This window comes from Arachnia propionica (assembly GCF_900637725.1).
In the GTDB taxonomy this organism is placed as follows: domain Bacteria; phylum Actinomycetota; class Actinomycetes; order Propionibacteriales; family Propionibacteriaceae; genus Arachnia; species Arachnia propionica.
This window is the reverse complement of the sequence record NZ_LR134406.1, coordinates 2,001,607-2,024,950: the sequence shown is the minus strand read 5'-3', so window position 1 is coordinate 2,024,950 and position 23,344 is coordinate 2,001,607. Positions and strand designations below refer to the sequence as shown.

14 protein-coding genes and 1 pseudogene are annotated in these 23,344 nt (G+C 66.9%); 10 read left to right on the top strand and 5 right to left on the bottom strand.

Annotated features, from left to right (window positions below; all coding sequences use genetic code 11):
- The first annotated feature begins 265 nt into the window (after positions 1-265).
- A complete protein-coding gene (locus tag EL272_RS08955; protein ID WP_061787180.1) occupies positions 266-1,567 on the top strand; it encodes an ABC transporter substrate-binding protein in 1,302 nt (433 codons plus the stop codon).
- A gap of 59 nt (positions 1,568-1,626) precedes the next feature.
- Here the strand turns inward: EL272_RS08955 and EL272_RS08950 are convergent.
- A pseudogene (locus EL272_RS08950) lies at positions 1,627-3,013 on the bottom strand (MFS transporter).
- Between the two features lie 206 nt (positions 3,014-3,219).
- On the opposite strand from EL272_RS08950, the gene EL272_RS08945 reads away from it, so the two are divergent.
- Complete coding sequence (locus EL272_RS08945; RefSeq protein ID WP_061786840.1) at positions 3,220-4,101, top strand: helix-turn-helix transcriptional regulator; 882 nt, start codon at positions 3,220-3,222, stop codon at positions 4,099-4,101.
- A gap of 17 nt (positions 4,102-4,118) precedes the next feature.
- On the opposite strand, the gene EL272_RS08940 is transcribed toward EL272_RS08945, so the two are convergent.
- Genes EL272_RS08940 through pepN form a run of 3 tightly spaced genes read right to left on the bottom strand, consistent with a single transcriptional unit; the run spans position 4,119 to position 8,920 of the window.
- On the bottom strand, positions 4,119-5,384 hold the full coding sequence (locus EL272_RS08940) for a dihydroorotase (RefSeq protein WP_014846876.1): 1,266 nt from the start codon (positions 5,382-5,384) through the stop codon (positions 4,119-4,121).
- A 13-nt stretch (positions 5,385-5,397) separates the two neighbouring features.
- Positions 5,398-6,318, bottom strand: a complete 921-nt coding sequence (locus tag EL272_RS08935; protein WP_014846875.1) for an aspartate carbamoyltransferase catalytic subunit — start codon at positions 6,316-6,318, stop codon at positions 5,398-5,400.
- A gap of 22 nt (positions 6,319-6,340) precedes the next feature.
- Positions 6,341-8,920 (bottom strand): aminopeptidase N, encoded by a 2,580-nt coding sequence (pepN, locus tag EL272_RS08930; protein WP_061786841.1) that lies wholly within the window; start codon positions 8,918-8,920, stop codon positions 6,341-6,343.
- Positions 8,921-9,008: 88 nt separating this feature from the next.
- Between pepN and ligA the strand changes: the two genes are divergently transcribed.
- From ligA to EL272_RS15455, 8 genes are all read left to right on the top strand, one after another.
- Positions 9,009-11,099 carry an NAD-dependent DNA ligase LigA gene (gene ligA / locus EL272_RS08925; RefSeq protein WP_061786842.1) on the top strand — a complete coding sequence of 697 codons (2,091 nt, stop codon included), beginning with the start codon at positions 9,009-9,011 and terminating at the stop codon, positions 11,097-11,099.
- 90 nt (positions 11,100-11,189) lie between these two features.
- Positions 11,190-14,384 carry a DEAD/DEAH box helicase gene (locus tag EL272_RS08920; protein ID WP_061786843.1) on the top strand — a complete coding sequence of 1,065 codons (3,195 nt, stop codon included), beginning with the start codon at positions 11,190-11,192 and terminating at the stop codon, positions 14,382-14,384.
- A 4-nt stretch (positions 14,385-14,388) separates the two neighbouring features.
- On the top strand, positions 14,389-15,213 hold the full coding sequence (locus EL272_RS08915) for an Fpg/Nei family DNA glycosylase (RefSeq protein WP_061786844.1): 825 nt from the start codon (positions 14,389-14,391) through the stop codon (positions 15,211-15,213).
- 10 nt (positions 15,214-15,223) lie between these two features.
- Positions 15,224-15,937 (top strand): beta-phosphoglucomutase family hydrolase, encoded by a 714-nt coding sequence (locus EL272_RS08910; RefSeq protein WP_014846870.1) that lies wholly within the window; start codon positions 15,224-15,226, stop codon positions 15,935-15,937.
- A complete protein-coding gene (locus EL272_RS08905; protein ID WP_014846869.1) occupies positions 15,937-18,435 on the top strand; it encodes a glycoside hydrolase family 65 protein in 2,499 nt (832 codons plus the stop codon). Before EL272_RS08910 ends, EL272_RS08905 begins: the two co-directional genes overlap by 1 nt.
- Positions 18,436-18,503: 68 nt before the next feature.
- Entirely contained in the window at positions 18,504-19,589 is a 1,086-nt protein-coding gene (locus EL272_RS15465; protein ID WP_197720250.1) for a hypothetical protein, read from the top strand.
- Between the two features lie 6 nt (positions 19,590-19,595).
- Positions 19,596-20,336 carry a TIGR03943 family putative permease subunit gene (locus EL272_RS15460; RefSeq protein WP_197720249.1) on the top strand — a complete coding sequence of 247 codons (741 nt, stop codon included), beginning with the start codon at positions 19,596-19,598 and terminating at the stop codon, positions 20,334-20,336.
- On the top strand, positions 20,333-21,313 hold the full coding sequence (locus tag EL272_RS15455; RefSeq protein WP_014846866.1) for a permease: 981 nt from the start codon (positions 20,333-20,335) through the stop codon (positions 21,311-21,313). Before EL272_RS15460 ends, EL272_RS15455 begins: the two co-directional genes overlap by 4 nt.
- Positions 21,314-21,404: 91 nt before the next feature.
- Here EL272_RS15455 and EL272_RS08895 read toward each other — a convergent pair whose 3' ends face one another.
- Positions 21,405-23,282: a subtype A tannase gene (locus EL272_RS08895; protein WP_061786847.1), complete on the bottom strand. Its 1,878-nt coding sequence runs from the start codon at positions 23,280-23,282 to the stop codon at positions 21,405-21,407.
- Positions 23,283-23,344: the final 62 nt, after the last annotated feature.

Below are 23,344 nucleotides of genomic sequence, written 5' to 3'. Positions count from 1 at the left end.
GACTCGCCGGACGGGATGAGACGGCGACCCTCCATCGTGTTCCTGTGCCGGACCATGCCGTACACCAGTCATGATGGGGGCTGGTGTTTCAGTCCGTGACCCCGTGGTCACGGACCGGGCCTCGGGTTATGTACATTGATTATGCGCAGGAGGAAAAGCCCCGTGTCCTGTCGGCAGGCCGCCCGGTCTACCGCGGAGCCGGGGCCCGTCTCCTGTCAGAGGCCGACGTAGAGGGAATAAAAATTCAATGCAGAGCAAGTGCTTGATGGCCGTCACGGGCCTGTTGTCAGCGACAGCCATCGTTCTTTCCGCATGCGGAACCGCGGCCGGTAGCGGCGGGTCCGAATCCGCCCACTCGGGCGACAACGTGATCAGGATCGAATATGTGCACCGGCTTCCCGACGGGCCGGGCATGATCCCAGTGGTCGACATGGTCGAGAAATGGAATGCCGCGCATCCGAACATCCAGGTCACCGCCACCAAGTTCACCGGCAAGTCGTCGGAACTGATGACCAAGCTGAAGACCGACGTGGCGAACAAGAGCGCCCCCTGCCTGGCCCAGGTCGGCTACGGAGAGGCCCCCGAGATGTTCGTTGGGAACCTGCTCGAAGACGTCTCCGGTGAGGCCTCCAAGTACAAGGACAACTACAACGACGCCGCCTATTCCCGGATGTCGGTCGGCGGCAAGATGGTGGGCCTGCCCCAGGACACCGGGCCCTTGGTCTACCTGTACAACGAGGCCGAGTTCAACGCCCTGGGCATCGAGGTTCCCAAGACCTTCGACGAACTCCTGGAGGCCGCCAAGAAGGCCGCCGCCCAGGGCAAGTACATCCTCGACTTCGAACCCGACGAGGTCGGCTACTGGCTCTCCGCACAGGCCGCCGCCGCCGGTGCCGTGTGGTACTCGACGGTCGACAACAAGTGGAGGATCAACACCACCGACGAGAAAACGCAGGTGGTGGCCAAGTTCTGGCAGGACGCCCTGGACGCCCAGGCCGCGCTCACCCACAAACGCGCGGACGACTCCTACGAACAGGCCCTGACGAACGGTTCCCTGATCGGCAACATCGCTCCCGCCTGGGAGATCGGCTACGCCCTCGACAAGCTGGACGGCACCCCCTACGAGGGACAGTGGCGCGTCGCGAAACTGCCCACCTTCGGGGGAGCCCGGATGACCGGTCCCGACGGGGGTTCCGGGGTGGCCGTCATGAAGGGTTGCCAGCACAAAACCGAGGCCATGGAGTTCAACAACTGGTTGAACACCCAGGTGGCCGACCTGGCCTCCCAGGGTCTCCTGCCCGCCGCCAAGGGCACGGTCACCACCCCAGAGAAAACCCTGCGCCAGTTCGGCAACCAGGATGTCTACCAGGTGCTGGCCGAGGCCAACGGCGAGTTGTCCACGGAATGGGGTTACATTCCCGGCTTCTCCACCGTCGTCCAGAAGATGAAGGCGAAGGCCGACGAGGTGGTGGCTGGCGGTGCGAAGGTGACCGACATCTTCACCGTCACCGAGAGCACCTCGAAGGAGACCCTCAAGGAATCCGGGCTGCCGGTGGCCGACGACTGAGCGACACCCGCTCCTCCCGGCCGTGCCAGGACCCTGCTGTGGGCAATTCCTGAACGGGCTCAGGACCGGTGGTCTCGGGGAGCACGAGGTGCGGGGATCCAGCGGATGGTGAGAAACCCCAGAACCCCACAGATCGCGGCTGCCACCGTTGCCACGATGTGGAAGCCAGCCAGGAAAGCCTCCCGCGCCTGGACGAAGGCGCCCGAATCAATTCCGGAGTTGTCGATGACTTCACCGAGACCGGTCTCTGGCCCCGGATAAATGATGCGGAACACGATCGTCAGTACCGATCCCAGCAATGCGATGCCGAGCGCATTGCCGATCTCATTGCTGGTTTCGGCGATGGCCCCGGCCGCGCCGGCCCGTGATTCCGGGACGGCCCCGACGGCGGTGTCGGCCACGAGACTGAACGAGATGCCGAATCCGATCCCGGAAACCGCGGTCGATGCGATGTAGAACACCGTACCGGTGCCCGTGAAAGCGAGCATGAGCATCCCCAGAGCCATGGAGAAATGGCAGACGATCAACGCCATCCGCGCCCCCACGTGTTCCACCAGGAGAGGGGTGAAAACGCTGAACAGAATCAGAACCATGGCTCCAGGAATGGCCAGCAGAGCAGAGTCCAGCACCGGAAGGCCCAGGAAGGACTGTAGATAGGTCATGCTCAGGTACGCCGCGGAGGACCACACGAAGAGGGAGAAAAAGCCGGTGAGGATCGCCACACTGAACACGGGCTCCCTGAACAGGCTGACATCGAGCAGCGGGCGTTCCAGGCTCCTCTGACGGAGGATGAACGCCACCAGGAGCATGAACCCGAGGATGGTCAGCAGGCCACTGCGCAACTCGACACCGTATGTGGTGATGCGTTTGATGCCATGGATCGTCAACAAGAGCCCCGTCGCGGAGAGCAGCATGCTGAACAGGTCGGTTCTTCCGGGCCGGGCGCCGTGAACCTCTCGGAGAAGCAGGGGAGCCAGACACAGGAACAGGCCGATCACCGGAATGTTGATCAGGAATACCGACCCCCACCAGAAATGGGCAAGCAAGAGGCCGCCCATGATCGGGCCGATCACGAATCCCGCTGCAAAAGTCGCTGCGAAAATCGCAATTGCGCGCCCGTTGCGACGGGTTCACGAACAACTCACTGATCACGGCAAGGCACGATGGCAGAAGTGTCGCGCCGCCCAAACCCATCAACGCCCGGGATACGATCAGGACCCCGGGGGTGGAGGAGAACGCCGCGCACACGGACCCGATGCCGAAAACGGCTGCCCCGGTGAGAAGAAATTTCTTCCTGCCGAACCTGTCCCCGAGATTGCCAAAGGTGATGAGCAGCGAACCGACGATGAACCCGTAGATGTCGAGGATCCAGAGGGCTTGATCAGTGCTCGGCCGGATCGCTTCGTTGATGCTCGGGATCGCCAGGAAAAGTATGGAACCATCCATGGCGACCACGAGCACGGGGCCAAGAGTTGCGACCAGACCCAGCCAGGACCTGGCCGAGGCACGTTCGGCCGTGTTCTTCCGGAAATCCATGCGCACCACGCTGCACTCCCCGCGGGAGAGCGACAAGAACACAGTCTTGGGTATCCCGGAGCGGGATACCCACGAATCTGGGGCCGGGATCCGGAAAGAGCTACCCTGAATCCGTGATGGGTGAGACTTTGGGCAGCTTCCTGAGGACCCGTCGGGACAGAACCGATCCCGGTTCGATCGGGTTGGATCCCGCTGGATCCGACCGCCGGGTACCGGGACTGCGTCGCGACGAACTCGCCCGCCTCGCGGGAGTCAGCGTGAGCTACTACACGCGCATCGAACAGGATCAGGTGGGGACCGCATCCGGGCAGGTGCTCGAGGCACTGGCCTCGGTCATGCGTCTGGACACCGCGGAGCGGATCCATCTGTACAACCTGGCCGGCGCTCCAACATCATCCCCAATGAGCCGTGAACTCCCGGAAGTGCCTCACCCCAGAGTGCTGGCGCTCTTCGAGTCACTTAACGAGGCCATTCCGGCCGTGGTGCTGGGACGCCGCGGAGACATCCTGGCCTGGAACCGCTCCGGGCACGAACTTCTTTTCGGGCATCTGCCCTTCGGAGCCCCGTCCGAGGCCCATCGGCGTCCCTCGGTCCCCTACTTGTTCTTCGTGGATCCGGCGAGCCGCGACCTCTATCGCAACTGGGAGGATCTCGCCCGTGTACACGTCGCCTATCTTCGGCTCACATCGGGAAGGTATCCACGTGATGCCAGATTGGCGGAACTCATCGGGAAACTCTTGGTGAAAAGCACCAGATTCGCCGGGCTCTGGGCAGAAGGAGACGTCGCTGACTGCACGGTGGGAAACATGCTCCTCGCGCACCCGGGGCTGGGACATGTCGACATCGACTACCAGGTATGGCAACAACCCGAGTCGCCCGATCACCGTCTCGAGGTCTACACCCCCAATGACCGTTCGTCCCGGGAAGCGCTCGACCTGCTCAAGAACGGGCGGTTCCCTCCCCGGACCGTGGGGACCTGTGAACGGGCCACACCCTGAACCACTACCGGGATCCCTCAGCGCTTGTGGGTGACCCTGCCGTTCCACAGGGTCATTTCCACCGGGTCGGGGAGATCCCGGCCGTGGTACGGGTTGTTGTGGCTGATGGAGGCGGAATCGTTCCGGTCCACCGTTGCCCGCCGCTGCGGGTCGATCAGCACCAGGTTCGCGGGCTCACCCGGGGTCAGGGGACGCCCCTGTCCAGTCGCCTTCCCGATCCGGGCCGGGGCGTGGCTCATCCGCTCGGCCACCTGCGGCCAGGTCAGGCGGCCCGGCGCGACCATGGTCTCCATCACCACCGCCAAGGCCTGCTCCAGCCCCAGCATCCCGGGCCGGGCGTCGACGAAGGCGTGGTCCTTGTCCTGCGGCGCGTGGGGTGCGTGGTCCGTGGCCACCGCGTCAATGGTGCCGTCGGCCAGCGCGGCCCGCACCGCCTCGACGTGCTCGTCGGTGCGCAGCGGGGGATTGACCTTGAAGGTGGTGTCGTATCCCACGACCTCCGGGGTGGTCAGGTACAGGTGGTGGGGAGTGGCCTCGGCGGTCACCCGGATGCCCCGTTCCTTGGCCCAGCGCAGCACGTCCACGCCCTCCGCCGTCGAGACGTGGCACACGTGCAGGCGGGAACCGGTGGCCTCCGCCAGAGCGACATCGCGGGCGATTATCACCGATTCCGCCACCGGAGGCCAGCCCGGGAGCCCCAGCCGGCCCGAGATCTCACCCTCGTGGCAGCACGCATCGGGTCCGGCGAGGGTCGCATCCTGGGCGTGCTGTGCCAGCACCCCGTCGAACGGTTTGACCCATTCGAAGGCGCGCCTCATCAGGCTGGCGTCCATCACGCAGTGCCCGTCGTCGGAGAACACCGAGACCCGGGCCCGTGAACGGTGCATCAGCCCCAGCTCCGCCAGTTCCCTGCCCGCCAGGTTCTTCGTGATGGCGCCGATCGGGAACACCTGGCAGTTGTTGGCGACGGCTCCCAGCGCCAGCACGTGCTCGGCGTTCTCCGCGGTGTCCGTGACCGGCTGGGTGTTCGCCATCGCGAAGACAGCGGTGAAGCCGCCACGGGCAGCCGCGCGGGAACCCGACTCCACGGTTTCGGCGTCCTCGCGTCCCGGTTCACGCAGGTGGGTGTGGATGTCCACCAGACCGGGCAGCGCGATCAACCCGTCCGCGTCGATGGTGGTCGCACCCAGGGGGCGTTGATCGACGAGGCGGCCCGATTCGACGAACAGGTCCGTTCGCGACCCGTCGGGCAGGGTCACTCCGGTGATGGCGAGTTTCGACATTGATTTCCTCCCGTCAGTCGGCCAGCAGGTGGTGCAGCACGCTCATGCGGACCGCGACCCCCGAGGAGACCTGATCGAGCACGATGGAACGTGGGTCGTCGGCGGCGGTGGAACTGATCTCCAGGCCCCGGTTCATGGGCCCGGGATGCGCGATCACCGCAGTGGGGCGCAGCCTGGTCAGCCGGGAGGCCGTCAGCCCGTAGGCCGCCACGTACTCCCGTTCCGAGGGAAAGAAACCGCCATGCATGCGTTCCCGCTGCACCCGCAGCATCATGGCGACGTCGACATCCGAGATCACCTCGTCCAGGTCGGGGGTGACCTGCACCCCCCAGGTCTCCACCCCGGGAGGCAGCAGCGTGTGCGGGGCGACCAGCACCACCCGCGCCCCCAACCTGCTCAGCAGCGCGACGTTCGAACGGACGACCCTGGAGTGCAGCAGATCCCCGGTGATGGAGACCAGTTTGCCTTCCAGGGTTCCCAGCTTGGTGCGGGTGAAGTGGGTCAGCATCGCGTGGGCGTCCAGGAGGGCCTGGGTCGGGTGTTCGTGGGTGCCGTCCCCGGCGTTGACCATGCAGGCCCGTACCCACCCCGCGGCCTGGGCCACCGATCCGGAACCCGGGTGGCGCATCACGATGGCATCCACCCCCATGGCGTCCAGGGTCATGAGGGTGTCGCGCATCGATTCGCCCTTCGAGACGCTCGACCCGCGGGCCGAGACGTTGATGGCGTCGGCGGAGAGCCACTTGGCGGCGAGCTCGAAGGAACTGCGGGTGCGGGTGGAGTCCTCGAAGAAGAGGTTCACCACGGTGCGGCCCTTCAGGTAGGGCAGCTTCTTGACCCGGGCCTCCTGCAGCTGATGCATCCGCCCGGCCAAGTGAAGGATCGAATGGATCTCGTCGGTGCTGAGATCGGTGATGCTGAGCAGATGCTTCATGGCCGGGCTCCTCCGGGGCGGATCAGTGGCGGCTGCGTTCCTGGACCCGCAGGTTTCTTTCGGCCTCGTCGAGACGCTCGCTCAACAGGCGCCGCACCTGGTCCGTGGGTTCGCCCTCCTCGAGGTAACGGCGGAATCGCCCGACCACATCGGCGGTCGCCAAGGTTTCGGGGAACAACCACCTGAGTACCGCCCCGATGGCTGCGTAGCCGCGCGTGTCCCAGCCGTCCTCGCGTTTCGAGATGGTCTCGGCCAGTTTCGCGTAGGCATCCACGTAGGGGGCCAGCACGTCCTCCTGGCCGTAGTTGACGAACCCCATGGCGATGCTGCGGTGGGTCTCGTTCGGGACGTCCGGATCCGCGGTGGCCAGCCGCCACGCCTCGGCCTTGGCCTCTGGGGTGGGCAGGCTCGAGCGGGCACCGGCGGCGTGTTCAGCACCGGTGTTGGTGTTGTCCCGCTCCAGTTCGGCGGCGATCTCCTTCTCGCCGAAGACGCCGCGGCGGGCCAGGGCGGCGACTATGAGCCAGCGCACCTCCGTGTCCACGGTGAGGTCTGTGGGAACCTCCTCGTCGTGCAGCCAGCCGCGGATCAGTTCGCACGCGCTCTCGCTGCGGGCAACCCCGATCAGGGTCTTGGCGATGATGAGCTGCGCGTCGGAACCGGGTTCGGCGTCCTTCAGCAGCCCCGCCAGGCCGGTGACGAGCTTCATGTTCGCGGCCTCACGCAGCTCGGGGGCCATGAAACGTCCCGAACAGACGGCGGCCTGCGCCAGCACCGTGGTGACGGCGGCCATGTCCTTCTCCGAACCGACGCCCTGGAGGGCCAGGGAGACCAGCTCCTGCGGGGCGATCTCGGCGTCGCGAACCGAGTCCCAGAACAGCGACCAGGTGACGGCGCGGGCCAGCGGGTCGGTCAACCTGTCGATCCCGGCCACCAGCGCGTTGCGGGACATCTCGTCGAGGCGGATCTTCGCGAAGGTGAGGTCCCCGTCGTTCAGCAGGACCACGTCGCGGCGGGCCCGTCCGACCAGAGCGGGCACCTCGGTGCGCTCACCGGAGACATCGGTCTCCACGTAGTCGACGCGCTCCAGGCCGTTGTCGGTGTTGGCGTAGATGCCGATTCCGAGTCGGTGGGTGCGCAGCGTCGGCCAGGCCTCGGGCGCGGTCTGGACGACCGCGAACCGCGTGAAGGTGCCGGTTTCGTCAACTTCGAACTCGGCCCGCAGGGTGTTGACCCCCGCGCTTTCCAGCCACTGCCCGGTGAACCAGGACAGGTCGCGCCCCGATGCGGCCTCCAGCTCGGTGAGCAGGTCGGCCAGGGTGGTGTTGCCGTGGGCGTGTTTGCGGAAGTAGTTCCCGACCCCCTTGGTGAAGGCCTCGATACCGACGAAGGAAACCAGCAGCTTCAACACGGAGGCACCCTTGGCGTAGGTGATGCCGTCGAAGTTCTGCTCCACCTTCTCCAGGTCGCTCATGTCCGCGGCTATGGGGTGGGTGGTGGACAGCTGGTCCTGCAGGTAGGCCCAGGCCTTGCGTTCGTTCGAGAACGAGGCCCACGGATTGGCCCCCGTGCCGTGCTTCCTGGCGATCTCGTCGGCCGCGAAGTGCGAGGCCCACTCGGCGAACGACTCGTTGAGCCAAAGGTCGTCCCACCACTGCATCGTCACCAGGTCGCCGAACCACATGTGGGCCAACTCGTGGAGGATGGTGTTGTCGCGGGCCTCCATTTCGCGGGCGGTGACGCGGGAACGGAACAGGTACTGGTCACGGAAGGTGACACAGCCCGCGTTCTCCATGGCACCGAAATTGAATTCAGGCACGAAGATCTGGTCGTAGGAATCAAAAGCGTAGGGCACCCCGAAGGCCGACTCGAACACCTCGAAACCACGCTGCGTGGTCTCGAGGATCCGGTCGGCGTCGAGGAACTCGGCGACCGAGACGCGGCAGGCCACGGATGCGGGCAGCACCCCGGCCGCGGAGTTGATCTGGCCCTTGACCACGTGGTACTCGCCGGCCACCAAAGCGGTGATGTAGGTCGATATCACGGGGGTGGGGGCGTGCTCGAAACGCGCTGTCCCCTCCCCGGCCGGCTGGCCCTCGACGGAGCGGGAGTTGGTGAACACACTCCAGTGCGCGGGCGCCAGGACGGTCAGCTGGAAGGTCGCCTTCTGGTCGGGCTGTTCGAAGGTGGCGTACATGCGCCGGGCATCCGCGGTCTCGAACTGGGAATACAGGTAGATCTTGCCGTCGGTGTCGACGAAACGGTGCAGCCCCTCACCGGTGCGGGAGTAGCGGCACACGGCGTCGACGACGATCGTGTGGTTGCCCTCCGGAAGATCCTTCAACGGCAGTCGGTAGCCGTCGAACCCATCGATGGGCAGGGGGGCACCGTCGAGGGTGGCGGAACGGATCTCGTCGGCGATCACGTCCAGATGGGTGGAGCCACCCTTCGAGGCGAAATCGAGTTCGGTGTGAGAGGCGAAGGTGCGCTCGGGATCGGCGACACCGTTGCCGGTCACGTCAACCGTCACCCGGTAGGCCCCTGCCTTGACGACGCCGGAGCGGAGGACGGCTTCTTCGCGAGTGATATTGGCGGTTGCCATGGACACCTTCAATCATCGTTGCTGTTCTGCCAAGCTCAAGCACTTTATCGCATCAATCCCCAGGTGGGGATTGTGACAGCATGGGGTCATGACGATTTCCCCCGAAACAGAATACCGCTGGCAGGAACTCAACCAGCTTCTCCTGGCCGCCAGTGACGCCTACTACGGGGGAGTCGAGCCCATCATCTCCGACGCCGAGTACGACGAACGGCTCAAGGAGCTCGCGGGTCTGGAGGAACGCCATCCCGAGCTGCGACGCCCGGACTCCGCCACAACGCGGGTTGCCTACGCGCGCGTCACCGAGTTCACCCCCGTCACCCACCGGCAGCGGATGCTGAGCCTAGACAATGTCTTCGACGAGACCGAACTGGCCGCCTGGCTGGCCCGGGTGCCCGCCGAGCACTACCTGTGCGAACTGAAGATCGACGGGCTGGCGGTGAACCTCACCTATCTCGACGGGCGCCTCGCGCAGGCTGCCACCCGGGGGGACGGAAGGGTGGGGGAGGACATCACCGGAAACGTCGCCACCATCCACGGCATCCCGCACCGGCTGCGAGGAAGCAACATTCCCGCCGTGCTGGAGGTGCGAGGCGAGGTGTTCTTCCCCAAACAGGCCTTCGCGGAGCTGAACGAGGCCCTGGAGGAGGCCGGGCAGCACCGGTTCGCCAACCCCCGCAACGCCGCCGCCGGGTCGCTCAGGCAGAAAGACCCCAGGATCACCGCCACCAGGCCCCTGCGGATGATCGTCCACGGCGTCGGAACCCACGACGGCCTCTCCCTGACCCGCCAGAGCCAGGCCTACGAGGTGCTGGGCTCCTACGGGCTGCCGGTATCGGCCCACACCCGGGTGGTCGACTCGGCCGCCGCGGCCCGGGCCTACGTCATCCATCACGGCGAGCACCGCCACGACGCCGAACACGAGATCGACGGGGTCGTGGTCAAGGTCGACGACCTGGCCGCCCAGCGCCGGCTGGGATCCACATCCCGGGCGCCGCGCTGGGCGATCGCCTACAAGTACCCGCCCGAGGAGGTTCACACCCGGCTCCTCGACATCCGTGTCGGGGTTGGGCGCACCGGGCGCGTCACCCCGTTCGGGGCGATGGAACCGGTGCTGGTCGCGGGATCCAAGGTCGCCATGGCCACTCTCCACAACGCCCACGAGGTGGCGCGCAAGGGGGTGCGGATCGGGGACACGGTGGTGCTCCGCAAGGCCGGTGACGTGATTCCCGAGATCGTCGCCCCCGTCGTCTCGCTGCGCGACGGCAACGAACGCGAATTCGTGATGGCCACCCACTGCCCGGCCTGCGGAACCGCTCTGGCGCAGCAGAAGGAGGGCGACAAGGACCTGCGCTGCCCGAACGCCCGCAGCTGTCCCAGTCAGCTCAGGGAACGCCTCTACTCGTTGGCCGCCCGCGGGGCCTTCGACATCGAGGCGCTGGGCGAGGTGGGCGCCCGCGACCTCCTGGAATCCGGCTTGCTGACCGACGAGTCGGGTCTGTTCGCGCTCACCGAGGAGAACCTGGCCCGCAGCTCCATCTACGCCACCCGGCGGGGAATCACCGCCAACGGGCTGAAACTGCTGGAAAACCTGGCTGCCGCCAAGCAGCAACCGCTGTGGCGGGTGCTGGTGGCGTTGTCCATCCGCCACGTCGGCCCCACCGCGGCCCGCGCGCTCGCGTCCCGTTTCGGGAGCATGTCCGCGATCCGTGCCGCCTCCGTCGATGAACTGGCCGACACCGAGGGCGTGGGCCCGGTGATCGCCCAGTCGTTGAAGCTGTGGTTCGAGGTGGACTGGCACGCCGACATCGTCGAGGCCTGGACCGCCGCCGGGGTCCGGATGGCCGATGAGCTCCCCGGACCGGGCAACGACGACCGGCCCTCCGCCACCCTCGAGGGGTTGACCGTGGTCGTCACGGGAAGCCTCGAGGGATTCACCCGCGACGGGGCCAAGGAAGCCATCGTCTCCCGGGGCGGCAAGGCCGCCGGGTCGGTGAGCCGGAAAACCAACTACGTGGTGGTGGGGGAGAACGCCGGCAGCAAGGCCACCAAGGCGGAGGAACTGGGGCTGCCCATCCTCGACGAGGCGGGATTTCTGATCCTCCTGGAGAAAGGACCCGCGGGGCTCAGCGACGGCGGCGACGCGGCAACATCTGTGCCCGGATCGCCCGGTGACGAGTGACCAGTCCGCTGATGCCGTCGCGCCCCAGTTCCCGTGGCGTGCCCCGATTGTTCATGGGAACAGTCTAGGAACGCACTAGGGTGGGGCGGCATGGATCCCCACTCCACAGCTTGGGTCACGGAGGTCAGTGACGAGGCCATCCGAGCTTCCTGGGGTGATGCCACGTTCCTGCGGGGACGTTCCTACGAGGCCGCCGGGCACGTCCTGAAGTACTCCACGGACCGCACCGGCTCCATCGAAGCGGTGGTCAAGGGCAGCGGAAGAAAGGTCTACCGGACGTTCCTCCACCACGACCACCGAGGGATCAACAGCGCCTGTTCGTGCCCGATGAGGATGGGATGCAAACACGCCGTGGCGGTGCTGCTTGCCGCGCGGGAATCGGCGATGGAGACCGTTTCCCCGGCGTCCTCCTGGGAGAACGCGCTGGCCGGGCTGCTGCCCGAAACCGAGACCGGGGGGAGGCCCGTCGAACTCGGCCTGGAGTTCCGGATCGACGGTCCACTGGAGCAGCCGAACGGACTGGTGTTGCGTCCCCTGCGGCTCGGGAAACAGGGCTGGATCAAATCCCAGGCCGGCTGGTTGGACATCGTCACGAATTACCGGGGGGTGAACTACGAACCCGCGCAACGCGAGGTCCTGTTGCAGATGGCGAGGCTCACAGGGCGCCACCAGTACACCTACAGCACCCCGGCCTCGGTTTCCCTGTCCGACCTCGGCCCACTGGGCTGGTCGCTCCTGAGTCAGGGCGTGGACGCCGGAATCCAGCTGATAGCGGGCCAGGGATTCCAGGACGTGGAGGTCGGATTCGAACCGGTCAGGATCTGGCTGGACGTCGATCTCCGAGACGACGGGTCGCGACAGCTCGCGATGTCCGGGGACCTGGGGCCGGTGCCCCCGGGTAGTCGGCGATTCCTGATCGGGGAACCGGCCCACGGGGTGGGGGAGCTGGGACCGGGCGGCCGGTTGCGTCTGCGCCCACTGGCCGGGACGGTACCCGACGCGATCCGCGGGTTGTTCAACCGGAACCTGACGGTCACGATCCCGACCCAGGACGCAGGGCGGTTCCAGCTGATGTATCTCCCGGCGCTGGTGCAGAGAGGACTCGTCCCACCGGGCACGTGGGACCCGGAAGACCTCCCACACCCGGAACTGACCCTCGGTCTGATCCACGAACCCGGCCACCGGATGCTGCTCGAATGGGGTTTCAGGTATGTAGCGGGGGAAACCACCGTCGATGTCGCGTTTCATCCCCGGGCGGGGGAGTCCTTCCGGGACCAGGAGGCCGAGCAAATCCTCGAGGAGGTTGCGCTCCGGTTGGTCGGGGACTACCCAAACCTGCGGGAACCGCACTGGCAACGACTGAATCCGAATGCGACGGTGATCCGGGCCGATGCGGCACGGTTCGTCACCGAGACCCTGCCCCTCCTGGAGGGGGAGGGAATCATCGTCACCCACCACGGCGAAACCCCCGAGTACTCGCGCGCCACCGAGGCCCCGGTGATTTCGGTCGGCGCGGAGGACACCGGCGACAACGACTGGTTCAACCTCCACGTCCGGGTCACCGTCGCCGGCCGCGACGTGCCCTTCGAACAGCTCTTCCGGGCGCTCGCCGCGGGCGATGAGGCGATGCTGCTGGACGACGGGACATGGTTCCCGCTGGACCGCTCCGAACTCGACCGGCTGCGGCAGCTCCTCGCGGAGGCCCGGGAACTCGTGGACCCCGGTCCGGGCAGGCAACTGCGGATCAGCGCCTACCAGGCAGGCCTTTGGGAGGAACTCGCGGAACTGGGGGTCGTGGAGGAACAGTCACGGCGCTGGCGGGAACGCGTACAGACCCTGCTGAACCTCGGTTCCGACGAGACGAGGATCACGGTCCCGGACGGGCTGGACGCAATGCTGCGGCCCTACCAGGAGCAGGGACTCACCTGGCTCGCCGCGCTCTGGGACGCGGACCTCGGCGGCGTGCTCGCCGACGACATGGGGCTCGGGAAAACCCTTCAGAGCCTGGCCCTGCTGGAACGCGCCCGGGAACTCGGCCAACTCGACGACGCGCCGGTGCTCGTCGTGGCCCCCGCCAGCGTCGTCGGCACCTGGGCGGAGGAAGCCGCCCGGTTCGCGCCGGGCCTGAGGGTCGCCGTCATCCGGGCCACCCGGGCCCGGCGGGGCACGGAACTGGCCGAGGAGATCCGCGGCGCGCACCTGGTGGTCACCTCCTACACCCTTCTGCGCATGGAGGACGAGGCATACCTGGAACAGAAATGGCGTGGCCTGGTGCTGGACGAGGCCCAGTTCGTCAAGAACCACCGCTCCCGCACCTATCAGGTGGCGCGCCGCATCGGGGCCCCGTTCACCCTGGCCATCACCGGCACCCCGCTGGAGAACTCCCTCGGCGACCTGTGGTCGATGTTCTCGCTCGCCGCGCCGGGGCTGTTCCCGCGTCTGGAGGGTTTCACCGAGAACTACCGCAAACCGGTGGAGAAAAACGGCGAGACCGATGTCCTGGGGCGGCTGCGCGCCCGGATCCGGCCGTTCATGCTGCGCCGCACCAAACGCGAGGTGGTGAAGGAACTGCCCGAGAAGGTGGAACAGATCACGCGGCTGGAACTCACCCCGGCGCACCGGCGCCGCTACGACCAGCACCTGACCCGGGAACGCACCCGGGTTCTCGGGATGCTCGAGGACATGGACCGGAACCGGGTGGCGATCTTCCGGGCCCTGACGAAACTGCGACAACTCGCCCTGGATCCCCGCCTGGTGGACACCGATCTGCCTCCCATCCCGTCGGCGAAGATCACCGCCCTGCTGGGACAGATCCAGGAACTGGCCGAGGAGGGGCACCGTGCGCTGGTGTTCTCCTCATTCACCGGGTTCCTGAAGCTGGTGCGCGGGACACTGGAAGCGGAGGGCATCGAATACGTCTACCTCGACGGGCGCACCCGCGACCGGCCCGCCCGCATCGCGCGGTTCCGGGAAGGCGGCGCCCCGGTGTTCCTGATCTCCCTGAAGGCCGGTGGGTTCGGACTCACCCTCACCGAGGCCGACTACGTCTTCGTGCTGGACCCGTGGTGGAATCCAGCCGCCGAGAACCAGGCCGTCGACCGGGCACACCGCATCGGCCAGACCCGGGCGGTCAACGTCTACCGCATGGTCTCGGCGGACACCATTGAGGAGAAGGTCGTGGCCCTGCAGCAGCGCAAACGCGACCTGTTCGCATCCGTCGTCGACACGGGGGAGTTCCGCAGCGCAGCCATCACCGCCACCGACATCCGGGGTCTGCTGGAATAGGGCAATGCCCGAAGGACACGTCATCCACCGCCTCGCCAACACCTTCCAGGAAGACTTCGCCGATCATGAGGTGCGGGTCAGCTCCCCGCAGGGAAGGTTCGCCGGAGAGGCCGCCGCCCTTGACGGCCACATCCTCACCGGCGCCGAGGCCGTCGGGAAACACCTGTTCATCAACTTCGACGTTCCCGGTGCCAACCGCATCCACATCCACCTGGGGCTGATCGGGAAACTCGGTTTCGCCCCGGTCGCCGAGCCCGTCGGGCAGGTGCGGTTGCGGATCGTGGCCGACGACCGGGCCGCCGACCTGCGCGGCCCGCAGTGGTGCCGGCTGATCACCGAGGACCAGTACCAGAAGGTTCTCGCGGACTCCGGCCCTGACCCGTTGCGCGGCGACGCCGACCCCGCCCGCGGGTGGGCGCGGATCCGCAGATCGGGCAAGTCCATCGCCTCTCTGCTGCTGGATCAACGGGTTGCCGCAGGGGTGGGCAACATTTTCCGCGCCGAGGTGTTGTTCCGCCACGGCATCGACCCCACCACCCCGGGCCGGGAGATCGACGAGGCCACCTGGAAAGTGCTGTGGGAGGACCTGGTGGGTTTGATGGCGGTGGCGCTGGAACGCGGCCGCATCGACACCGTCGCCGATGAACACGGGCCCGAGGCCCAGGAACGCCCTCCCAGGGTGGACGCCCACGGCGGCGAGGTCTACGTGTACCGGCGTGCCGGGCAGCCCTGCCTGGTGTGCGGAACCGAGGTGTGCACCACCGTGCTGGAGGGACGAAACCTCTACTGGTGCTCAAGGTGCCAGCGATCTCATCGCGCTTCCGACTAATCTGTTCGGCATGCATTTCAGCGCCTTCGACGCCTACCTCTTCGACCTGGACGGGGTCATAACTCCAACCGCTGAAGTCCACATGAAGGCCTGGGGCGAGATGTTCAACGCCTTCCTGGCCGGTTTCCCCGGCCAGAAACCGTGGACCGATGCCGACTACTTCGCTCATGTGGACGGAAAACCCCGATACGACGGTGTCCGCGACTTCCTCGCCTCCCGTGGCATCGAGCTGCCCGAGGGCGATCCCTCGGATGCCGCGACCGAGCAGAGCATCTGCGGCCTGGGGAATCGCAAGAACGAGACCTTCAACGAGATCATCCGCCGCGACGGCGTCGCTCCCTATCCCGGATCCGGGGCGCTCATCGATACGCTCCGGGCACGAGGCGCGAAACTGGCCGTGGTTTCCTCCTCGCGCAACGCCGTGCCGGTTCTGCGCGCCGCGGGACTGGAGGCGGCCTTCCCCGTGATCGTCGACGGGAACGTTGCTAAGGAACAGGGCCTGGCCGGCAAACCCGCCCCCGACACCTTCGAATGCGCGGCCAAGCAACTGGGGGTGGAGCCGTCCCGGGCCGTCGTGGTCGAGGACGCCCTGTCCGGGGTGGCCGCCGGTGCCGCCGGTGGGTTCGGGCTCGTCGTCGGGGTGGACCGGGGGGTCGGTCCCGAAGCCCTGCGCCGGGCCGGCGCGGGTCTGGTGGTCGCGGACCTCGGGGAGCTGGTGGCCTGATGCGCTGGATCTCCTCCGACCCGCTGAACCGTTTCCGTTTCCCCGTCGACGACTGGCGTTTTGTCGAGGTGGAACCCGGACTCGACGACCTGGGCGTCACCGAGACCCTGTTCTCCATCGGCAACGGCTACCTGGGGATGCGCGGCAACCCCGAGGAGGGACGCAAGTCCTACTCGCACGGCACCTTCATCAACGGTTTCCACGAGACCTGGACCATCAAGCACGCCGAGGAGGCCTTCGGGTTCGCGAGCACAGGGCAGACCATCGTGAACGTGCCCGACGCGAAACTCATCAAGATCTACGTCGACGACGAACCACTCACCCTCGGACAGTCGGACCTGGACCACTACGAACGCGCCCTCGACTTCCGCGCGGGATGTCTGACCCGTGACCTGGTGTGGCGCACCCCGGCCGGCAAGCGGGTGAAACTGAGTTCCCGCCGCATGGTCAGCTTCACCGATCGGCACCTGGCGCTTTTCGAGATCGAACTGACCATGCTGGAGGGCGATGCGCCGATCGTGCTCAGCTCCCAGGTGGTCAACCGGCAGGACGGGTTCGACGACTACCGCCAGCCGAGGAACGAGGAGAGCTTCGACCCGCGGCGCGCGGGCAAGTTCGACGGCCGGGTGCTGCAACCGCGCGGCCAGTGGCACGACGACCAGCGGATGGCGCTCGGCTACGAGACCACCGACTCCCACATGACGCTGTGCGTGGCCGCAGAGCACACCCTCGACACCGCGAACCCCTACGAGGTGATCTCCCGGATCGAGGAGGACCAGGCCAAGCAGGTCTACCGCATCGAGGCGCGCGAAGGGGTGCCGATCGTCATCCGCAAGGCGGTGGCCTACCACACCTCGCGCGGGGTGCCCGTCACGGAACTGTTCGACCGCTGCCGCCGCACCCTCGACCGGGTGAGCGAGCGGGGTTTCGACTCGTTCTTCGAGGGGCAGCGCGCCTGGCTCGATGACTTCTGGGCCAATTCGGACGTCGAGGTGGGCGGCCAGCCGGCCATCCAGCAGGCCGTTCGCTGGTGCCTGTTCCAGCTGGCCCAGGCGACGGCCCGTTCCGACCAGCTCGGCATCCCCGCCAAGGGGGTGACCGGTTCCGGATACGAGGGGCACTACTTCTGGGACACCGAGATCTACCTAGTTCCCTTCCTGACCTACACGGCCCCCAGGGTCGCCCGTAACGCCCTGCGCTACCGGGTCGGTCTGTTGCCGAAGGCCAGGGAACGAGCCCAGATGCTCAGCCAGGAGGGTGCGCTGTTCCCGTGGCGCACCATCAACGGTGAGGAGGCGTCCGCCTACTACGCTGCGGGAACCGCGCAGTACCACATCGACGCCGACATCGCGCATGCCTTTGCCAAGTACCGCGAGATCACCGGGGACGTGGACTTCCTGTACCGCGACGGAGCCGCGGTGCTGGTGGAGACCGCGCGGATGTGGGCTGACCTGGGTTTCTGGCGGACCGAAGCCGACGGGTCGCAGCGATTCCACATCCACGGCGTCACCGGGCCCGACGAGTACACGGCCGTGGTGAACAACAACATGTTCACCAACGTGATGGCGCGCGCCAACCTGAAGCTCGCCGCCGACCTGGTGCAGGAGCTCGAGGAGGCCGATCCGCTCTGCTGGGACCGGTTGGTGCAGACCCTGGACGTGGCCCCGGAGGAGGTGGAGGAGTGGCGGGCCTGTGCCAAGGGCATGGTCATCCCCTTCGACGAAACCTTCGGGATCCATCCGCAGGACGAGAAGTTCCTGTCCAGCGAGCTGTGGGACCTGGAGAACACCCCGGCCGACAAATTCCCGCTGCTGCTGCACTTCCATCCCCTGGTGATCTACCGGTTCCAAGTGCTCAAGCAGGCCGACGTGGTGTTGGCGCTGTTCCTGCAGGGCGACCAGTTCACCGAGGAGCAGAAACGCGCCGACTTCGAGTACTACGACCCGATCACCACGGGGGACTCCACCTTGTCCGGGGTGGTGCAGTCGGTGATTGCCGCCGAGGTCGGCTACCAGGACATGGCGATGCAGTACTTCCTGACGGGACTCTACGTGGACCTGGCGGATCTGCACGCCAACTCCCGCGACGGCGTGCACATCGCATCCACCGGTGGGGTGTGGAACGCGTTGGTGTTCGGTTTCGGCGGGCTGCGTGACTACCACGGTGACATCAGTTTCGATCCGCGGCTGCCGAGAGAATGGGAGTACCTGCGTTTCCCCCTCCAGGTTCGCGAATCTCGGCTGCGGGTGCTGCTGGAACGAGAGGCCATCTCCTTCGAGGTGGAGGCCGGCGGGCCGTTGGAGGTCAACGTGCGCGGGCAGCGGCTCGTCATCCAACCCGGCGTGCCAACCCGGGTCCCCCTGGAACACCAGGGTGAGGAGCTGCCGTCGTTGACGGGACGCCACCCCGTCACGGGTGGGCGTCGCTTCGATGGTTCCGTCATCACCGCGAATGTGCCAGAAGCCCCCCACGACCAGGATCTGGTGGTGGTCGACTGAACCCGGAACGGATTCTCGTCATTCCCACCGGGGCCGGCAAGGTCCGGGTGGAGGTTCCCGAGGGATGCGTGAGGGTTCCCACCGAGGAACCCGGGCACTGGGTGTTCAAATCCCGCGACGTCCTGGCCGAGGTGCGTTTCCGGTCCGGGGAACGCGAGGCCTTGGAGTTCACCCTCCAGGGCATCGGGGAATCCGTGGTCGAGACGCAGGGTTTCCGGTTCGTCGTCGAGGGCTGCGTGGTCGGCTGGCTGGCCGGGGCGACGGGCCGGATGTTGTTGGACGGCGCCGCCTGGGTGATGCTCAGCGGCTGGTGCGGTGAGGGCGGAGCCGGCCCCGAGGGACGCGTCGCCCTGGTTCTCGGGGAGAGCACCGGGCTGGCCCCGGGGCGGCGGGCGTGGTCGCGCTGGCGGCTGTACCCTGAACACGAGATCCCACCCCTGCCCGCCTGGCTGCCCCCGGAACGCTACCTCCCGGAGGGTGAGGCCGTTGAGGTTCCGGACCTGGACGTCGCATGCACGGGAAACGGCCTCGGTTTCGAGACTGTCGACGAGGGCAGCCTGGTGCGCGGCCCCGTCGGCCGTCACGAGCTCACGATCCACGGTTCCAACGGTGTCAGCCACCTGGAGATCGGCTGGTACCTGCCCATGGAGCAGCTGGTCTTGAAGGCCCTGGGACGGGTAGGCAACCGCCCCGACCTGGAGGCATGGTTGCTCAGCTGGCTGCTCGCCCAACCGGGCCTGGGGGAGCGGGAACAACTGCTGGACCGGCTCGATCTGGCCCTGGGGTGCTGCCTGGAAACCCCGGGCCTGTGGGGCGTGTTGGCCGGTTTGCGCGCCGCCCAGATCACCGACCTACCGATCCGGGGCGAGGTGGAGGCAGCCGCCAGCGGGTTCAGCGTGGAGGAGGCACTGACCGCGGAGGGATTGATCGGCGGCGCCGCACTGACCGCGCATCCCAGTTCCGCCCGGATCGATTTCACTGCCCGGGACGTGACGCTGACCCGGTTCCGGCTCGACGGGAAACCCGAATCCCCGGCCCAGCAGGAACTCGAACACGGGCTGCGGGGCGCCGGGGCCAGGCTGCGTTGCGCCCTGTCCACCGATCCCGATCCCGAGGCCGTCGCGTGGCTGTTGTTGGGATCCCCGCTAGGCTGAATGGACATGGACACCTCGCGAGATGCCGACCAACCCCCGCGCACGCTGGGACAGGTCGTGGGAGCGACTCTGGTTCTGCTGCTCGCCACGGTGGTTTTCATCATGGCGATCTCCGGCAGCTTCCGGAACTACCTGCAGGAGTGGCTGGGTCCTTGGCTGTTGGCATCGGCGGTCGCCATGGGTGCGTTGTCGCTGTGGACCCTGCTGGACGCCACCGACAAGCTCGCCGGGTTGAAACGCGACACCCACGGACACGGTTCCCCGAAGGTCGCGGCGCTGCTGTTGCTGCCCGCCCTGCTGTTCGCGGTCTCGGCCCCCGCCTCGCTGGGGGCGGACGCGGCCGGCAGCACTGCGGCGAAACCCAAGTCGACCGCATCCGACACGATCGAGTTTCCCCCGCTGCCGACGGACTCCGTCACCGAGATGTCCGTGCAGGATTTCGAGGACCGCTACGCCTTCGGGGATCCGAAACTGCTCGTCGGACGGCCCGTGCGGCTGCTCGGTTTCGTCGCCAAACAGTCAACCCTCCCGGAGGGGCAGTGGAGCGTGAACCGGTTCCGCATCTACTGCTGCGTCGCCGACGCATCCCTGTTCACCGTCCCCGTCGAGGGAGTCGCGAAACCCGAGGGGGACGACGTCTGGGTCGAGGTGGAGGGGGTCATCAACCTCGACGCCAGCAAGGAACATCCCGTGCTGACCGCGTCCAAGGTCAAGGTGATCCAGCAACCGGAGGACCCCTACCTGTGAGAAGCACATTCGTCAGGGTCTGGGCGCTGCCGTTCGCCGGTGTCGCCGTCGTCATCGCCCTTGTCTGGGCGACCACCATCCGCGGCCCGCTCCTGCGCCTGGAGGGGGGCGCGGCCACCTGGGGCACACTCACCATGGGTATCGTCGTTCAGGCCCTGCCCTTCCTGGTGCTCGGGGTGCTGGTGTCGGGGCTCATCGCCGCTTTCGTCCCGAAGGACCTGCTGTCCAGGATCACCCCGAGATCCCCGCTGCTCGCGGTGCCCGCCGCGAGCGTCGCGGGCATGGTGCTGCCGGGTTGTGAATGCGCGTCGGTGCCGGTGTCGCAGTCGTTGATGCGCAGGGGACTTCCCCAGGGCGCCGCCCTCGCTTTCCTGCTTGCGGCGCCGGCCGTCAACCCGGTGGTGCTCGTCGCCACGGCCGTTGCCTTCGCCAGCAGCAACCCGATGATGGTCTGGGCTCGGTTGATCGCGTCCCTGGTGGCGGTGATCGCGGTGTGCTGGCTGTGGGTCGGGGTCGGCAAGGCCGAATGGATGAAACCCCAGGAAGGACACGACCACGGCCACCAGTCCAAGGCGGCGGTCTTCCGCGAGACCGCGATGCACGACCTGCTGCAGGCGGGCGGTTTCCTGGTGGTCGGGGCCGCCGTGGCGGCGCTCATGAAAGCGGCGGTGCCCGCCGGTTTTCTGGCCTTCCTGACCGAGAACCTGTGGTTCGGGATCGTGGTCATGGCGTTGTTGGCGGTGCTGCTGTCGCTGTGTTCCGAGGCCGACGCCTTCGTCGCTGCCTCCCTGCCCGGGGTTTCCCCGACCGCTCAGCTGGTGTTCCTCGTGGTCGGGCCGATGGTGGACGTGAAACTGTTCGCCATGCAGTCCGGGGCCTTCGGGGCGAAGTTCGCCACCCGTTTCATGCCGCTGACGCTGTTCGTGTGCATCTGGTCGGCGGCCGTGGTGGGTGCCGTGATGTTCGGAACCTTCTGACGGGTCGTCGAGCCGGCAGGGTTTTCCTGGAAACTGATTGACTCGGCCCGCGGGGAGCTTCATGCGTCCCCCACGGGCGCGATCCCGGTGATCAGGCCGATGCCTCCTTCACCCAGGCGATGAAGTTGGCGGCGCCGTCGCCGGTGCGTTCGGTCATCGTGTGGCCCTGCCCCCACACCGTCGCGAAGTCCACCTTCGTGTTCCCGAGTGCCTGGAGGGCCAGTGCCAGGTTGATCTCGACGGTGCTGGCCGCATCCCCCTGGGTGATGCCGGTCCGGATGCGCCAGTTCGGGGCCACCCGTGAACTGCCCTGACCGCCCTGCGAATCAAGCAGGTAGTAGAGGGGTTCGTACATCTGCTCGCGGGAGACCGCATCGCCCCCGACCTCGTCGGTGGTGGCGAAATCGCTGTCCCACGTGGAGGCCACATAATCACCGGAGCCGGTCAGCGACGAGTAGGTGGACTCGTTGGCTGCCAGCACATCGCGGGACAGCTTCGAGAAGTGAAGCCCCTGGGTGCTTTTGCCCATCACGATGTTCTCGGTGGCGCTGCGATCCGGTGCGTCGAAAGCACCGACGTCCTTGCTGGGACTCTTCTGGCTGGTGACGAAACCTTGCAGGCCGGTGATGGTCGCGGTGTTGCTGGCCGAATCGTAGGTGACCCACGGGGTTTCGCCGTTCAGGTACGCGATGTACTCCTCCACCGTGTTGTAGGTGGTCGACGAACCGGACGATTCGCTGCCCGGGGGCTGACCACCGCCCGAACCGGGACCGCCGCCCGGGGGCTGACCCCCACCCGGGTTCTGTCCCCCGGGGGCCTCGCCGGAGGGGGGAGTACCGCCCCCATCGGAGGGGCCGCTACCTCCGCCGTCGGGTTCCATGCCCGCCATCTGACGGGAACTGGGTGTGTAGGGGAAGGTGGTGTCGGTCAGGAAGTTGTTCAGGGAAGTGGTGATCTCGGCCACCACGTGGTCGTAGTAGCTGCCCGCCAGGTACACGCCTTCGCCGCTTTGTTCCAGCTTCAGCGCGGTGCCCTTCGAGTCGGTCAGGCCGAGCCCGTTGACGGTCTCCGCGAACGCCGTTGCCAGGTCCTTGCCGTAGGCGGCGGTCCAGGTGCCCTCGGCGCGTGTCCCGCTGCTGGCGAACTGACCCATGTTCCACTCGTAGGCGGCGTTGCCGATGTTCAGGCTGGTGATGGGACACCATGCCATCACGCCCGCGATCGCATCGCTGATGGTGGTGCCGTCACTGGAGGTCATGGCCGCGCCGAGGTATTCTAGGTATCTGGTGTAGAGCGGCGAGTCACCGGAGGCGCCCATCACGGAGCTCTGCGCGCCGCCGCCGCTGTGCCCGAACATGAACATCTTGTCCATCGCGCCCGGCAACGAGGCCGAGTTGTAGCGCAGGTAGCGCACCGCAGCCTTGAGATCGGTGACCCCCCAGGGGGCGTTGCCGGTGTAGGAGTCGGAGTTCGAGTCCTTGCCGCGCAGGCCCGCATGAACGTAGATGAAACCGGCTGCCATGTAGTCCGAGATCGAATCGTAGGAGTACTGGGTGGGTGGTTTCTGGGAGGCGTAGCCGGGGGTGTTGACCGGCAGCACGATGGGTGCGGTGGCTGGGGTGAACCCGTTGACGCTGCCCGAGGTGTTGATTGCCACCTTGTGGGTGCCGTCGCCGTTGTCGGCGCCGGTGAAATATGCGCCCGGCACGTAGATCCCGAGGGTTTCGTAATCCGGTGCGGCCGGGGAGGCGACGTAGCTCAGGCCGAGCTGGTAGTAGACATCGTTGTCGGCGTCGTGACTCCATTTGGCGTTGTTCAGGGCCAGGGTTCCCGCCGCTGCGGTTCCCGATCCACCGGAGGATGCGGTTCCATTGCTGGAGGTGCCGCTGCTGCAGGCGGCCAGCCCGAAGCCACTGAAAAGAGTTAAGGCGATGGCCGATCTGAACAGGGAACGACGACTGAGATCCATACTGACTCCTGGGATTTGTGCTGTCGGAATCACAGTCAACAAGTTGAGCCTGTGTGTCTCCT